14 protein-coding genes are annotated in these 13,774 nt (G+C 38.8%); 7 read left to right on the forward strand and 7 right to left on the reverse strand.

Annotation, left to right across the window (positions count from 1 at the left end; genetic code table 11):
- Window positions 1–14: 14 nt before the first annotated feature.
- Genes accC through pxpB form a run of 4 tightly spaced genes read right to left on the reverse strand, consistent with a single transcriptional unit; the run spans window position 15 to window position 3,583 of the window.
- Window positions 15–1,373 (reverse strand): acetyl-CoA carboxylase biotin carboxylase subunit, encoded by a 1,359-nt coding sequence (gene accC, locus A8F95_RS19170; RefSeq protein ID WP_065412008.1) that lies wholly within the window; start codon window positions 1,371–1,373, stop codon window positions 15–17.
- A gap of 1 nt (window position 1,374) precedes the next feature.
- Window positions 1,375–1,839 carry an acetyl-CoA carboxylase biotin carboxyl carrier protein gene (accB, locus tag A8F95_RS19175; RefSeq protein WP_176713765.1) on the reverse strand — a complete coding sequence of 155 codons (465 nt, stop codon included), beginning with the start codon at window positions 1,837–1,839 and terminating at the stop codon, window positions 1,375–1,377.
- Window positions 1,840–1,856: 17 nt separating this feature from the next.
- Window positions 1,857–2,849 (reverse strand): 5-oxoprolinase subunit C family protein, encoded by a 993-nt coding sequence (locus A8F95_RS19180; RefSeq protein WP_065412009.1) that lies wholly within the window; start codon window positions 2,847–2,849, stop codon window positions 1,857–1,859.
- The gene (gene pxpB / locus A8F95_RS19185; RefSeq protein WP_065412010.1) at window positions 2,846–3,583 is read right to left on the reverse strand and encodes a 5-oxoprolinase subunit PxpB; all 738 of its coding nucleotides are present in this window, start codon (window positions 3,581–3,583) and stop codon (window positions 2,846–2,848) included. The genes A8F95_RS19180 and pxpB overlap by 4 nt, the downstream gene beginning before the upstream one ends.
- 270 nt (window positions 3,584–3,853) lie before the next feature.
- Between pxpB and A8F95_RS19190 the strand changes: the two genes are divergently transcribed.
- The 4 genes from A8F95_RS19190 to A8F95_RS19205 all read left to right on the forward strand — a co-directional run bounded on the left by A8F95_RS19190 (window position 3,854) and on the right by A8F95_RS19205 (window position 7,775).
- Complete coding sequence (locus A8F95_RS19190) at window positions 3,854–4,615, forward strand: LamB/YcsF family protein (RefSeq protein ID WP_065412011.1); 762 nt, start codon at window positions 3,854–3,856, stop codon at window positions 4,613–4,615.
- A 14-nt stretch (window positions 4,616–4,629) separates the two neighbouring features.
- Window positions 4,630–5,850 carry an NRAMP family divalent metal transporter gene (locus tag A8F95_RS19195; RefSeq protein ID WP_065412012.1) on the forward strand — a complete coding sequence of 407 codons (1,221 nt, stop codon included), beginning with the start codon at window positions 4,630–4,632 and terminating at the stop codon, window positions 5,848–5,850.
- Between the two features lie 21 nt (window positions 5,851–5,871).
- The gene (locus A8F95_RS19200) at window positions 5,872–6,663 is read left to right on the forward strand and encodes a putative hydro-lyase (protein ID WP_065412013.1); all 792 of its coding nucleotides are present in this window, start codon (window positions 5,872–5,874) and stop codon (window positions 6,661–6,663) included.
- Window positions 6,664–6,911: 248 nt separating this feature from the next.
- Window positions 6,912–7,775 carry a metal-dependent hydrolase gene (locus A8F95_RS19205; protein WP_065412014.1) on the forward strand — a complete coding sequence of 288 codons (864 nt, stop codon included), beginning with the start codon at window positions 6,912–6,914 and terminating at the stop codon, window positions 7,773–7,775.
- 316 nt (window positions 7,776–8,091) lie between these two features.
- Here A8F95_RS19205 and A8F95_RS19210 read toward each other — a convergent pair whose 3' ends face one another.
- Both A8F95_RS19210 and A8F95_RS19215 read right to left on the reverse strand, forming a co-directional pair.
- Complete coding sequence (locus A8F95_RS19210) at window positions 8,092–9,495, reverse strand: sodium:solute symporter family transporter (RefSeq protein ID WP_065412015.1); 1,404 nt, start codon at window positions 9,493–9,495, stop codon at window positions 8,092–8,094.
- 77 nt (window positions 9,496–9,572) lie between these two features.
- Window positions 9,573–10,124: an arginase family protein gene (locus tag A8F95_RS19215; RefSeq protein WP_281181797.1), complete on the reverse strand. Its 552-nt coding sequence runs from the start codon at window positions 10,122–10,124 to the stop codon at window positions 9,573–9,575.
- Between the two features lie 340 nt (window positions 10,125–10,464).
- Between A8F95_RS19215 and A8F95_RS19220 the strand changes: the two genes are divergently transcribed.
- From A8F95_RS19220 to A8F95_RS19230, 3 genes are all read left to right on the forward strand, one after another.
- Window positions 10,465–11,355, forward strand: coding sequence for a hypothetical protein (locus A8F95_RS19220; RefSeq protein ID WP_065412016.1), 891 nt, complete (start codon window positions 10,465–10,467; stop codon window positions 11,353–11,355).
- Window positions 11,356–11,526: 171 nt separating this feature from the next.
- Entirely contained in the window at window positions 11,527–12,081 is a 555-nt protein-coding gene (locus A8F95_RS19225; protein WP_065412017.1) for an MEDS domain-containing protein, read from the forward strand.
- A 351-nt stretch (window positions 12,082–12,432) separates the two neighbouring features.
- Window positions 12,433–12,807: a nuclear transport factor 2 family protein gene (locus A8F95_RS19230; RefSeq protein ID WP_065412018.1), complete on the forward strand. Its 375-nt coding sequence runs from the start codon at window positions 12,433–12,435 to the stop codon at window positions 12,805–12,807.
- A gap of 389 nt (window positions 12,808–13,196) precedes the next feature.
- On the opposite strand, the gene A8F95_RS19235 is transcribed toward A8F95_RS19230, so the two are convergent.
- A complete protein-coding gene (locus tag A8F95_RS19235) occupies window positions 13,197–13,394 on the reverse strand; it encodes a hypothetical protein (protein WP_065412019.1) in 198 nt (65 codons plus the stop codon).
- Window positions 13,395–13,774: the final 380 nt, after the last annotated feature.

Genomic DNA, 13,774 nt, shown 5'->3' on the forward strand with positions numbered 1-13,774 from the left:
AGGATGTTTTCTATTTATTTTTCTGTTATCTCTAAACTATGTGTTTCGAGAAAGTTCGTATTAAAGTCTCCGCCTAAAAATACTTCATTTTGTAGAAGGGCTTTATGGAAAGGAATCGTTGTTGAAACGCCTTCTACAACAAACTCGTCTAAGGCACGAATCATTCTTGCAATGGCTTCGTCTCTTGTGCGGCCATGTACAATTAATTTTGCCACCATGGAATCATAAAATGGCGGGATCTTGTACCCTGCATATACCGCAGAGTCGATTCGGACCCCGAAGCCGCCAGGTAAAATATATTTTTTTACTTCTCCTGGTGAAGGCATAAAATTTTTGTCCGGGTTTTCAGCATTGATCCGACATTCAATGGACCAGCCATTCATCGTTATCTCTTCTTGTTTGAACTGCAATGAATACCCGGAAGCTGCTCGAATCTGTTCTTTAATCAAATCGACTCCAGTAACCATTTCAGTAACAGGGTGTTCTACCTGAATGCGGGTATTCATTTCCATGAAATAGAAGGTATCTTCTTTGTGATCGTAGATAAACTCGACAGTACCAGCGCCGACATAATCAACGGCTTTTGCCGCCAAAATAGCCGCTTTCCCCATTTTTTCCCGGGTTTCGGCTGAAATAGCGGGCGATGGTGTTTCTTCCACTAATTTTTGCATTCTCCGTTGAATGGTACAATCGCGTTCGCCTAGATGGATCACGTTTCCATGTGTATCTGCCATAATTTGAACTTCTACATGGCGGAAGTCTTGGATGAATTTCTCTAAATAAACTCCTGGATTTCCAAAGGCAGTTTCCGCTTCCTGTTGTGTGACTTCGATTCCTTTTTTTAATTCCTCTTGGTCGTGTGCCACGCGTATTCCTTTTCCGCCACCGCCGGCTGTTGCTTTAATGATCACTGGAAAGCCTATTTGTTCGGCCACTTGTAAGCCTTCTTCATAATCATGTATGATTCCATTTGAACCAGGGACGATCGGAACACTGGCTTCTTTCATTGTTTCTCTAGCTACATCTTTGATTCCCATTTTTTGAATCGATTCTGGGGAAGGACCAATAAATGTGATGTGGCAGTCTCGACATAATTCAGCAAAATCTGCGTTTTCAGCTAGGAATCCGTAGCCTGGATGGATGCCATCGACGCCCGTGATCGTGGCAACACTGATAATATTAACGATGTTAAGATAACTTTCTTTGGATGGAGCCTTGCCTATACAATAAGCTTCATCTGCCAGTTTGACATGAAGGGCCTCTCTGTCGGCCTCCGAATAGACAGCCACTGTTTGTATATTCATTTCTTTGCAGGCTCTAATAATTCGAACAGCTATTTCTCCGCGATTGGCAATCAATATTTTCTTTAGCATATTAGTCACTCACCTTTATCACAAATAAAGGTTGACCAAATTCAACGATTTGCCCATCTTCAGCTAAGATTTCTACTATTTCTCCGTTCACATCTGATGCCACTTCATTAAATAACTTCATCGCTTCTAATACACAAACGGGTTGGTTTTTTTTGATCTTTGATCCTAACTGAACAAAAGGTGCTGTATCCGGATTCGAACGTGAATAAAACGTTCCAACCATAGGAGCCTTAATTTTATGAATGCCGTTATCTTTATTTAACGAAAGCTGTTCGGAAGCCGTTGTTATTTCATCCATTGTCATTGTTTGGCCTTTTGAAGACCCTTGTCCTTCCACATTTATTTTCACATTTGCTGCATTGTGCTTTTGGAAATATAATTTGAGATCCCTATCTTCTAATTGAAGGACATCGATAGAAGACTGCTCAATATAGTCAATCAGTTCTTTGAATTCGTTTATTTTCATTATGTCATTTCCTCTCATCAGTAAAGTTCTTTAAAACGAATGCCTATTTTTATCTCATTGATGATTTGTTCTTTCTTTAATAATTCCATCTCTGCTTCTTCAAGTGAAACTTCTTTGAAGTATATTTTGGCAGTCGGCTGTAACTGCGCCATGCTCGGTAAATCAGCAGAAATAATTTGGCCGATTTTTGGATAACCGCCTGTTGTTTGACGGTCTGCCATCAAAATAATGGGCTGTCCGTTTGGCGGTACCTGAATCGTACCCTGTGTAACACCTTCAGACAGCATTTCAAATTCTTTTGCTAAAGAGAGTGGGCGGCCTTCCATTCGGTATCCCATCCGATCGGCTTGAGTCGTTAACGTATACGGTTCGTTAAAAAGGTTTTTTTTACTTTCATCATCAAATCGATCAAACTCAGTGCCTCTTATCACACGAATCGTTTGTGTTTGTTGTAAATTGATCAGTGCATCATAATTAACTGCCCATGTAAAATCTTCACTACTCTTCTCTAACTTGTGAAATAAGGACGTGCTGAATTCATTCATTTCACCGAATTCAAGAACGTCTTCTTTTTGCAAAGCTCTGCCTTTAAATCCGCCAATTTCTGCACGAAGGTACGTGCTTTTGCTTCCCATTACTTCTGGAACTGCTATCCCTCCGGCGAAAGCGATATAGGCCCGGCAGCCTTTTAATGGTGATTGAAACTGTAATACAGAGCCTTTTCTTACTAATATAGGTCGCCATGTAGATGCTTTTTCATTATTAATCGTGGCAAGTAAATCACCGCCAGTTATAGCTATTAACGCATCTTTTTCAAATTGAAGGGACGTACCTAATAATGTAATTTCTAAAACGCCTTCCTTTTCGGGATTTCCTACTAGTAAATTTGCTACTCTAAGCGAATATTTATCCATTGCGCCGCTAACAATGACACCATATTTTTGCGAGCCGTATCTTCCTAAGTCTTGTACACTTGTTAACAGTCCTTGATTAAGCACTTTTACAGTCATTTCTTCTTCTCCTTATACGCTTGATATTCTTCAGGAGAAATCTGGACAAATTTAATTTTGTCGCCAGCCTGCAGCAAGGTCGGCGGCGTAAGGTCCGGCCGAAATAAATCCAGCGGAGTACGCCCAATAATCTGCCAGCCTCCAGGCGTTTCTACTGGATATACACCTGTTTGTTTACCGGCTATTCCGACTGAACCGGGCGCAATGGCTAACCTCGGAGTTTCTCTGCGGGGCGTGGCAATTCTTTCATCCATTCCTCCTACGAAGGGAAATCCTGGAGCAAACCCTAACATGTAAACTAAACAATCGCCTTGAGTATGTAGGCGAATGACTTCTTCGGCTGATATTTGATGATACGACGCTACATAATCCAAATCAGGGCCATATTCTCCGCCATATAGGACAGGAATCTCAACTACTCTTGTCTCCATGCTTTGCGTTTCATCAACATACTGAACCAATTCATTCACTTTCGCGCAAACTACTTGGAAAGGAGTAAGAGGGGAATAATTATTCCTTTGTGTACGGTATACAACTGCCGGATTGTAATGGATAGTCATGTTGTTAAAAGCCGGTACAGACTCAATAAAACCATCAAATGGATGAGTATTTAACAGTCTGGACAATGCTTGAACTTTTTGATGAATAGATGGGCTTATACCTTCGCCAAGCTGTACAATGAGGGCAGAATCCCCTAAAGGTTTCATAATGGTTTCAGTGAAACAATCACTCATGATAACACCTCTGTTAGTTTCGTAATTCGGTACTGGTATTCTTAAAAACGGATAATTAAATTATAATTATCAAAAAATAAAAAAACAAGTATATAAGTTTAGTATTTTCAGCCAATTTGCAATAGTGTCTATTCAGACATTTTTTTTTATGCTAAAATGAATTTGCATTTCAAAACTAGTGTTCCTAATTTCGGAACAACGCGTAATTTATCTTGCAAGCGCTTACCCCGAAATAGGGGGGATGAGTGAAATGATTTGGAGGGGAAATGGATGTTTAAAGTAGATTTGAATTGCGATTTAGGGGAGAGTTTTGGACGATATAGACTCAGTGAGCAACAAGAAATATTGAAATATGTATCATCAGCGAATATTGCGTGTGGTTTTCATGCAGGTGATCCTAGTGTGATGAGGGAAACGGTCAAGCTTGCTATTGAAAATGGCGTAAAAATTGGTGCTCATCCCGGCTTACCTGATTTAAATGGTTTTGGACGCCGTGAGATGAAGATTACACCACAAGAAGCATACGATATGGTTGTCTATCAACTTGGTGCTCTTCAAGGATTCTTATCCACATGCAATGAAACGATGCAACATGTGAAACCACATGGAGCGTTATATAATATGGCAGCAAAAGACCCTGCGCTCGCGGAAGCTATTGCTCAAGCGGTCTACAACGTTTCACCATCACTAGTTTTATTTGGGCTAGCTGGGAGTGAGTTAACGAAAGCAGGAGAAAAGATTGGTTTACGCACAGCACATGAAGTATTCGCTGATCGCACCTATCAATCAGACGGTACGTTAACTTCGCGTTCGCAGCCGGATGCTCTAATAACAGATGAAGAACAATCTGTCTTGCAAGTGATAAAAATGGTAACCGAAGGCAAAGTCACTTCTCAGCAAAATATAGAAGTATCTTTGAAAGCGGATACGGTTTGTATCCACGGAGATGGGGAACACGCTCTTGCTTTTGCGAAATATATTAAAGAAACACTACAGAAAAATCAGATTACGATTACATCCATGAACAGCTAGAAGGGAGAAACTATATGACGGGACCAAAAAAGGAAACAAGTACAGCTAAAAAGAAAGTGAGCAGAAGCGTCCTGCTTGGTGCTGCTTTTTTAATGGCAACCTCATCAATTGGACCGGGGTTTTTGACGCAAACGACAGTATTTACTCAGCAATTGGCCGCAAGCTTTGCATTTGTTATTTTAATTTCATTGATTTTAGATGTCTTTGCCCAAATCAATGTTTGGAGAATTATTGCTGTATCAGGGCTGCGTGGCCAGGAGATCGCGAACAAAGTGCTGCCTGGATTAGGGGTAGTGTTGGCAATCATTATCGTAATAGGTGGTCTTGCATTTAATATTGGGAATATTGCAGGAGCGGGTCTTGGACTAAATGCGATGCTTGGCGTTGAACCTATTACTGGAGCAATTGTTAGTGCCGCATTTGCTATTTTTATTTTTGTATTCAAAGAAGCGGGTAAAGCAATGGACAAAGCAGCTCAAATCGCCGGCTTTGTTATGATTATCTTAATGTTGTATGTGGCATTTTCAACGTCGCCGCCCGTCGGAGAGGCCATCGCTAATACGTTCGTTCCTGAAGAAATTAGTATATTTGCTATCGTTACACTTGTTGGCGGAACAGTGGGAGGCTACATTACCTTCGCCGGCGGGCACCGCTTATTAGATGCGGGGATCAAGGGGATTGACTCGTTACCTCACGTGACGAAGAGTTCTGTAACAGGTATTGCCGTTACCGGCGTCATGCGTATAGCGTTATTCTTAGCTGTACTCGGAGTTGTATCTCAAGGGCTTGCCATTGATCCGGACAACCCTCCAGCTTCAGTGTTTCAACTTGCTGCTGGCGATATTGGTTATCGAATGTTTGGTGTGATTATGTGGGCTGCTGCTATTACGTCTGTCGTTGGGGCTGCGTATACATCTGTTTCATTTATTCGTTCATTTAGCCCAGCAATCGAAAAGTATTATAATTGGATCATTATTTTATTTATTTTAGTTTCAACTATCACGTTTGCCTTAGTCGGACAGCCTGTAAAGGTTTTACTATTAGTGGGAGCCTTGAATGCTCTTATTCTGCCAATTGCGTTAGGCACGTTGTTAGTAGCTGCTTATAAGAAGGAGATTGTTGGCGAGTATAAACATCCACTATGGTTAACGGTTGCAGGTGGATTCGTCGTCATCGTTATGGGATATTTAGGAATCATGACACTCATTGAGCAAATACCATTGCTGTTCAAATAATAGGGAAGGAAGGGTCTGTCCATGACTAACTATGAATATATGGCTCCGAATGAAATAAGGGAGCTCATTCGAAAACAAGAAATTACGGGACCAACTGCTGGAATGTCAAAAGGATTCACGCAAGCGAATTTAGTAATTTTGAAAAAAGAATATGCGTTTGATTTTTTGCTGTTCTGTCAGCGGAACCCGAAACCTTGTCCCTTATTAGATGTAACGGAACCTGGTTCATTCCATCCGAGCAAGATTGCTAAAGACGCAGATATTCGTAAGGACATTCCTAAATACCGCATTTATAAAGACGGTGTTTTTACAGAAGAGGCAACAGATATTACTGAATATTGGGAAGACGACATGGTCGGGTTCTTGCTAGACTGCAGTTTCACGTTTGAAACCCCGCTCATTGAAAGTGGCATATCTATTCGACATATTGAGGAGAATTGCAACGTTCCGATGTATAAGACGAATATTCCATGTGAAAAAGCAGGGGTATTTGAGGGCCCTACCGTTGTAAGCATGCGTCCGATGCCGCATCAAGAGGCGATTCGAGCAATCCAGATTACTAGCCGTTTCCCTTCTGTACACGGATCACCTATTCATATCGGTGACCCAAGTCAAATTGGGATTACTGATATTACAAAACCTGATTTTGGCGATGCGGTAACAATCAAAGAAGGAGAAATTCCTGTGTTTTGGGCTTGTGGTGTGACCCCTCAAGCTGTTGCCCTGCAAAGTAAACCTTCATTGATGATTACTCATGCTCCTGGCCATATGTTTATTAGTGATATACGGGACGAAAAACTTAGCGTGTTATAGGAGAAATGAGGAATCACAAAAACCCGGAAAGACAATGATTGTCTTTCCGGGTTACCCCTATATTGTACCAATGAATAATGGTGACACAAGAATCCTTACTGCCTGGTAAACTGCTTGTAGTTTAATAATATCCCACAAACAGGCACAATCCTGAAATAAGGATAAAAGATATTTTTTCCATCTCCTATCTGACTGTTTATAGTACAATCCATCTATACAAGAAAAAGTAACCTATTGGAGGTAGTAGCTTGGATTCAATTACTCATACCTTATTCGGACTAACATTGTACGGAGCAGTGGATAAAAGAAATTTGGATAAAAATCATAAACGTGCTTATTTAGTGACAACGGTAGGGGCAAGTTTAATTCCCGATATAGATGTTATTTCTCGTTTGTGGGATACTTCAGGGCAATACCAGATGTGGCATAGAGGTATTGCGCATTCTATTTTCCTAACCCCACTATGGGCAGCCTTATTCTTTTTGATTTGCGCTGTTATTTTCAAAATAAAAGATAAAAAGCTATTTTTACTTGGATGGTTGGCTGTGTTTATTCATGATACTAGTGATCTGTTTAATGCTTGGGGGACAGGTTATTTGGAACCTTTTTTAAATAATCGAATTACCTTCGGAACCATCCCTATTATTGATTTTGTATTCTGGGTCATCATGGGGATTGCTTTTATTTTATCGAAAAAAAACAAACAAAAGTCGCCTTACTACTTCAAAATGGCTTGGGCATTTATGAGTCTTCATCTTATTATTCAAAGTGCTCAAGGATTGCTCATTTATAACCAATATGATGAAAAATATGACCAGGTCGCTCTTTCTGCTCATTTTGTCCCTTGGACATATTCAGTCATTGTTAAGCAAGATGATACCGTGACTATTTTTCAGGATAATCTGTTTCAGGAAGAAAAAGAACAATATGTTTTATTTTCTAATAAAGATGCGGATCTTGACTATTTATTCTCTCAACGTCCTGAAGCAAAAACACTCTATGAATGGTCACCTTTTGTTGTTTTAGTGGATGATGGGAAGAGGCTGGGGTTATATGATCCACGTTTTTACCGTGATGGACAATCGTTTCTATTTGAATATATTGAGAGGTAAAACGAAGCAGGATCACCTAATGATGGTTCTACGTCTCAAGTCATTCATAAACAGCACTTTATATAAAAAATCAGTCTATATCATGAATATGTAAAATATTAATCTTCAACAATAGGGCGCTTTAATGGCATAGGGATCACAAAAATCATCAACCTTTTTATAAAAGAATGATTCAATTGAATACAGAGAAAGTGTGTTTTGATCAATCTTCTTTCAAAACACACTTTTTCTATTTGTTCTTTTATCAAAGTTTATTAAGTTAATTTAATCAACCTTTAATTGAAGGATACAACAGAAATAAAGAGTTTGTCGCTCCTTAAAGTTCTTTATTTAAACCCTCGGTTACGATCGTCTTTTTTCTTTCAAAGAGTGTTCCTACTCCCATAACGATAGCGCTGGCCGCGATCCCCCAGATAATGGCATTTAAAGAAGAGACGCCCTCGATTATTAAATCACTAACGATCACGATAGCGCTGATTGCCATCGAGATTAATGTGACCCTTGCAGAAACTTTCTTCCAAAAAAGCGCTGCAATCACTGGAATAAAGATGCTTCCGGAAAGAAGTGCGTATGCTACGTCCAGTGCCACGATGATATCCTGAAGAACCAAGGCAATGAAAATAGCTATACATCCTACTAAAAAGGTAACCATACGTGTTAAATTGATTTTTTGTTTTTCTGTTCGTTTTTTCTTGCTTTTAAAAAGAATAAAGTCATTAACAATGATGGTGGAGGACGCCATGATAGTTCCCGAAGCTGTTGACATAACCGCAGAGGATACTGCTGCTACCAATAATCCGATTAAACCAGTTGGAAGAATGGCTATAACCAATTGTGGAAGAGCTTGTTGAGGGTCAGAAAGGCCAGGAACTACTACACTTGCGACCATACCAATTACTGCACCGGCAATTCCGTAGATAATACAAAGAATACCTGCATAGATCGTTCCTTTTCTTAGAATTTTTTCATTTTTCGCTGTAAATGCCCGTTGCCAAATATCTTGGCCGATCATCATGCCGAAAAAATATAGAAGAAAATAGGCAAAGATTGCTTTTCCGCCAATATTCGTTATACTTAAAAACTCTGGAGTGACCTGATTGGTTAATTCTGTGATTCCACCTGCATGATAAATTCCCAACGGAAGTAAAACTCCTATGAGACCGACAAACATAATCCAAAATTGAATAACGTCTGTTAAGGTAACGGCCCACATGCCGCCGATCATCGTGTAAAACACAACAATAAGCCCACCCACTAGAACGGCTGTAGCACTGTTCCAGCCAAACAAAGCAGTAAACATGACCCCAATGGCTACAACAGCAGTTACGGCTACCATAATGTCATAGACGGCCATAATTATTCCGCTTATATACCGACTGCTGTTACCAAATCGATTCCCAAGCAGTTCACTTACACTAAAGATCGAGAGTTTGCTGAGTTTTTTTGAAAAGAATATTCCCATTCCTAATATCCCTAAGCCGATCATTCCAACTAGCCATAAGCCGGAAATTCCATATTGGTACCCCAGTTTAGTGCTTCCAAAAGTGGAGGCGCCTCCTAGCACAACTGCTGTCATGGCGGGTATATATAGGCCATATCCCAATCTTTTCCCTGCCACTAAATAATCAGCCTCATTGTCGATTTTTTTCGAGCTATATACTCCAACTCCGATGAGCATTGCGAAATAAAAAAGGATAATAATTAAATCAAGAGATGACATTCCCATTTCCCCTTTCTTTTTTTATCGCTAAAATACTCTTTTTATATAGAACAAAACACCAAAGGTGATTGGATCCATTATGATTCCACCATGTCGCTAAATTTTTCATCTTCTATTTTAGAAGAGTGCTTTTTATTCCATGCAACGAGTGAAACAAATTCATAGCACATATTTGCTGCTGCCAAACAAGTTACCTTCGCGGGGTCGCGGTCCGGAAGAACTTCTACTACGTCAAATCCTTTTATGTTCAGACCTTTTAATTCTCTAACAAATTGTTGTGCCTCAAAAGTTGTAAACCCACCAATTTCTGGTGTGCCAGTACCGGGGGCGAATACAGGATCAAGAAAATCTATATCGAATGTAACGAAAACAGGGTTGTCTCCAACTCTTTGTTTGATTGCTTCTCCTATTTCTTTCACGGACATGGTTCTCAACTTTTGAGTAGGGATGACTTGGTAACCAAGCTCCTCGGCATCCTTAATATCATTACTGGCATATAAGCTCCCTCTCATGCCAATTTGAATAGATTTTGAAGGATCTACAATCTTTTCCTCTACTGCACGGCGGAACATTGTGCCATGAGAGTATTTCTTTCCGAAATAGGTATCCCATGTATCTCCATTAGGAATTTGCTTTGCATGTGTTTTCCATGGTTTGTTGGTAGGACCCCAAAAGTTTCGGCAGGCACCGTTGTGATACTACACTTGTTTAAAAAGAATGCACTTTTGCCTTGCGGGAAGTTTGCTTCTCTATAAGCTTTGCGCCAAAATATAAATTTTGGCGCCTTTTTAAAAGATGAAGTTTATAAACCTAGACAGAACAGTATATAGTCTGCGCACGCATTTAAACCAAATGAAAGGGAGGAATCTGTATAAAAGAGAAGATACAATTGTATTAACATATAGTTTCGCTATTATATTTTAAGGAAGGATGAAGTTGCTGTTATAGTGTAAATTGGGAGGGGGATTTATGAATAAGAAAATTACACTAGGATTCTTGGCGTCTGTATTAACCTTGTTTCTATCTGGTTGCATCAATAATAGCAGTAAGGATGAATATAAAAAATTAGTGGCAATGGAAGATAAGTTGAAAGAAGAACAAAAAGTTATGTTGAAACACATAAATGAAAAGTATGATCTGAATATTGTAGATACCTATATGTTTAAAGGGCATATGAGTGATGATATATTTGGGTTCTTTTACGATAAAAATGATCCAAGCTATGCCCTGCAAGTAAAATTAGGTACAGACGGAAAGATTGAAGACAATGCGGAAGATTACTTTTATACATACAAAGGAAGGTCTGAGGTACATAAATTACTAGAGAAACATAAACCGGACAATCTCCTGAATGATTATGTTTATGGTTTATTCCCAGATGGGATATGGGGTGTTGCTTACACATCAACCGGTGCGAGAAATTATATAGGTATCGCTATAATGAAAGATTCCATTAACATTGATGAAGAGCTTAAAAGCGATTACAAACTGATAAAAGAAATCGAAAATGTATATGAACAAAAATACCCTGACGTAGAATTTAGCGGTGTAAAAGTTTCTTATATAGAGAAAGGCGAATTTGATTTTGACAAATTCAAACGGGAAAGTTTTCAAGGGTATTTGAGTGAGACAAATGCAGAAAAAGGGACAATGATAAACGATTTGAGCGATGAAGATATTTATTATTTGGATTTATCCGGCGATGATCCGGTTGGAAGGAAGAGTTATTACGAGGATAATACAAAGCCAAATGTGGTGTTCAGCTATAAAATGTTATACGAAGACTATTGGAAAATTAATTCTTTTGACGGTTATAAGAAAGCAGCTTATGAGTCAAATTTAAAAAACAATAATCATTGAGGAAAATATTTTATTATCTAGAAATGCTAATTTAAAAATGTTTCTTATGAGATGGGAGAATTAAAACGGTCCTTTGCATTTATAAAGCAGGATAACGTTGGAACGTGTGGTATTTAATAGTAAAGAACTGTTATTATACACAATACTTTATCTTGAGGAGCTAGGGGAAGCATGAACCGTTCAATCATGGAAGTGATTGTAGAATTGAAAGAAGGAAATGGAGGACATATTTGTTACTTTTACATAAATGAAACAACGTACATTGACAATGTAGTTTCATTTGTGGTTACTGAAATAAAGAATGGCAACCATGTTGTACTTGTTGAAAATGACAGGCATATTCTTTTGATTAACAAAAAGCTGCAAAAGGAATTAAACAAGGAAGAATTGACCCACCTGCATGTTATTAACAATTATGATTTTTACTACTTTAGCGGAAATTTTCATCCTCATACCGTTGTCGATTATTTCACGAAAAAAATTGAACCATTCTTAGAAAAAGGTGCTTCGGTTAGTACCTGGGGGCTTGTAGAATGGGGAGACGATAAAGAAATTCACGATAATATAGCTGAATATGAACAAGAAGTGGAGAAAATAGTAAAGGAAAAAGGGATTGTTTCTGTATGTGCTTATAACGCTAACAGAACAGCTGAATCATTAAAAGTAATGTTAGAAAAATGCCATGGAGTGATGATAACAGTTGATGAAACAGTAAACTTAAAATGACCGTTCCGAAGACGACCGACAGACTGAAATGGAGCAAAAGACTTCTTCTATCATTAATAGGGCATCCAATCAAATTTGAATCTGAGAACAAATCCCACCTGGAGAAAGGCTTTTGTTTCATTTTTTAACTATCGACCATATCTCTTTAATAAGAGGTATTCCTTCTTTTATAGAGGGAGATCAATTTAATTACTAGTTATACAAACAAACACCATTTAAGTTAGTGTAATATTACAAAGCGGATATATAATGTAACTATTAGTTTTGTGCAAAATAGAAGCAGGGAGCTTAAAAAAGCTAGTTTGATTCATTACATAACAAGGTAATCCTTTAAGGGAAGGATGGTTTACAATGAAGAATTCTCTAAAAGAGAAGGCGGTGTCGTTTTTGCAACTAGTTGCATCGGGGGAAGTGCGTGAAGCATACAGCAGATACATTGGTCCGGATTTCCGCCATCATAACCCTTTTTTCCGTGGAGATGCTGACACTCTTATGCTCGCAATGGAAGAGAATGCCGCCAAGAATCCTCACAAAACTTTTGAAGTAAAACGTGTTATCGAAGAGGGGGATACTGTTGCGGTTCACTCTCATGTAAAGCAAAAGCAAGATGACCTCGGGGGAGTTGTGGTCCATATCTTCCGCTTTCATAATGACCTCATCGTCGAACTTTGGGATGTGGGTCAGCCTATACCCGAGAACTCTCCCAATGAAAATGGCGTGTTTTGATATAAGTTCTTGTTGTTACGCTTAAAGCAGTGGGGGTATCTCTAATAAGGATGGTCTTCAACAATCGGGCGCAATTGTTGGGCAATACGAGCAGAAAATGAGCAAGCTTTTTTTGTAGAACCGGCATTTAAATCAGCTGGATAAGAGTCTATTTCGATCAAGCTTGATATATTAATTCATCAAGGATCAGAAGATCAAACTTCTTCAGCCGTAAATGAAAAAGAAGAAAAACAGGGATTAAAGACTGTTTTTCTTCCTTTCAATGGATGTCTTAAGACTGTTCAGCAATAAACGTGAACCAATCTTCTAACTCATTTACTTCTTTCTGTGTTTGACAGTGTCCGAAAAGATATTGTTTGTTTAAAGAATCGAAATTGCTTGCTAGCAACTTAAAGCCTACCGTCTTTTTTGAAATCTAGCTGGCCGAGAATATTCGCTATCGTTTCGTACCCATCTGATACCATATCAATATCCCTGGTGGTGTAATCATTTTGAGTGTAGATCGAAACTAAAAGACCTCCCGCAATGATGGGTTTTACATTTCTTTCAGCAAGCAGCTTAGTTAAGATAGCTGCAGTTTTGAGCATAGCCTCATACTCTCCGCACTTTTTAGCTTATTAATCTTTATTTAAGCTTGTCTGATATTCAGTTTAGGGTAAGCAGAACATAACCGTACCTCTTTAAGTCCTTTACTTGTTCTTTCCGCTTGACTCCCATATCATTTTAGGAACTATCGCATTGATTCAGGGACAGATGAATTTCCAATCCAATTGGCATTTTTCAAGCACTCCAACAATCAAAAATCAGGGGAGGGGAGATTCAGTACATAAGAGTTGTCTTGGGGGATCGTATAGCTACACAAGACGAGTAAAACTATATTAATAATAGCTGAAAGTAGGTATAATCATGGTTTGCGATGTTACCATGGTGAACAAGTGTGTATATAAAGGAATCTCTCATCGAAAAA

The organism is Pseudobacillus wudalianchiensis (genome assembly GCF_001685015.1).
GTDB lineage: Bacteria > Bacillota > Bacilli > Bacillales > Domibacillaceae > Pseudobacillus > Pseudobacillus wudalianchiensis.

What these genes read in the sequence shown, in the direction of transcription:
- accC (WP_065412008.1), bottom strand. Translation starts at nt 1,373, where the DNA reads ATGCTAAAGAAAATATTGATTGCCAATCGCGGAGAAATAGCTGTTCGA.
- accB (WP_176713765.1), bottom strand. Translation starts at nt 1,839, where the DNA reads ATGAAAATAAACGAATTCAAAGAACTGATTGACTATATTGAGCAGTCT.
- A8F95_RS19180 (WP_065412009.1), bottom strand. Translation starts at nt 2,849, where the DNA reads ATGACTGTAAAAGTGCTTAATCAAGGACTGTTAACAAGTGTACAAGAC.
- pxpB (WP_065412010.1), bottom strand. Translation starts at nt 3,583, where the DNA reads ATGAGTGATTGTTTCACTGAAACCATTATGAAACCTTTAGGGGATTCT.
- A8F95_RS19190 (WP_065412011.1), top strand. Translation starts at nt 3,854, where the DNA reads ATGTTTAAAGTAGATTTGAATTGCGATTTAGGGGAGAGTTTTGGACGA.
- A8F95_RS19195 (WP_065412012.1), top strand. Translation starts at nt 4,630, where the DNA reads ATGACGGGACCAAAAAAGGAAACAAGTACAGCTAAAAAGAAAGTGAGC.
- A8F95_RS19200 (WP_065412013.1), top strand. Translation starts at nt 5,872, where the DNA reads ATGACTAACTATGAATATATGGCTCCGAATGAAATAAGGGAGCTCATT.
- A8F95_RS19210 (WP_065412015.1), bottom strand. Translation starts at nt 9,495, where the DNA reads ATGTCATCTCTTGATTTAATTATTATCCTTTTTTATTTCGCAATGCTC.
- A8F95_RS19220 (WP_065412016.1), top strand. Translation starts at nt 10,465, where the DNA reads ATGAATAAGAAAATTACACTAGGATTCTTGGCGTCTGTATTAACCTTG.
- A8F95_RS19225 (WP_065412017.1), top strand. Translation starts at nt 11,527, where the DNA reads ATGAACCGTTCAATCATGGAAGTGATTGTAGAATTGAAAGAAGGAAAT.
- A8F95_RS19230 (WP_065412018.1), top strand. Translation starts at nt 12,433, where the DNA reads ATGAAGAATTCTCTAAAAGAGAAGGCGGTGTCGTTTTTGCAACTAGTT.
- A8F95_RS19235 (WP_065412019.1), bottom strand. Translation starts at nt 13,394, where the DNA reads ATGCTCAAAACTGCAGCTATCTTAACTAAGCTGCTTGCTGAAAGAAAT.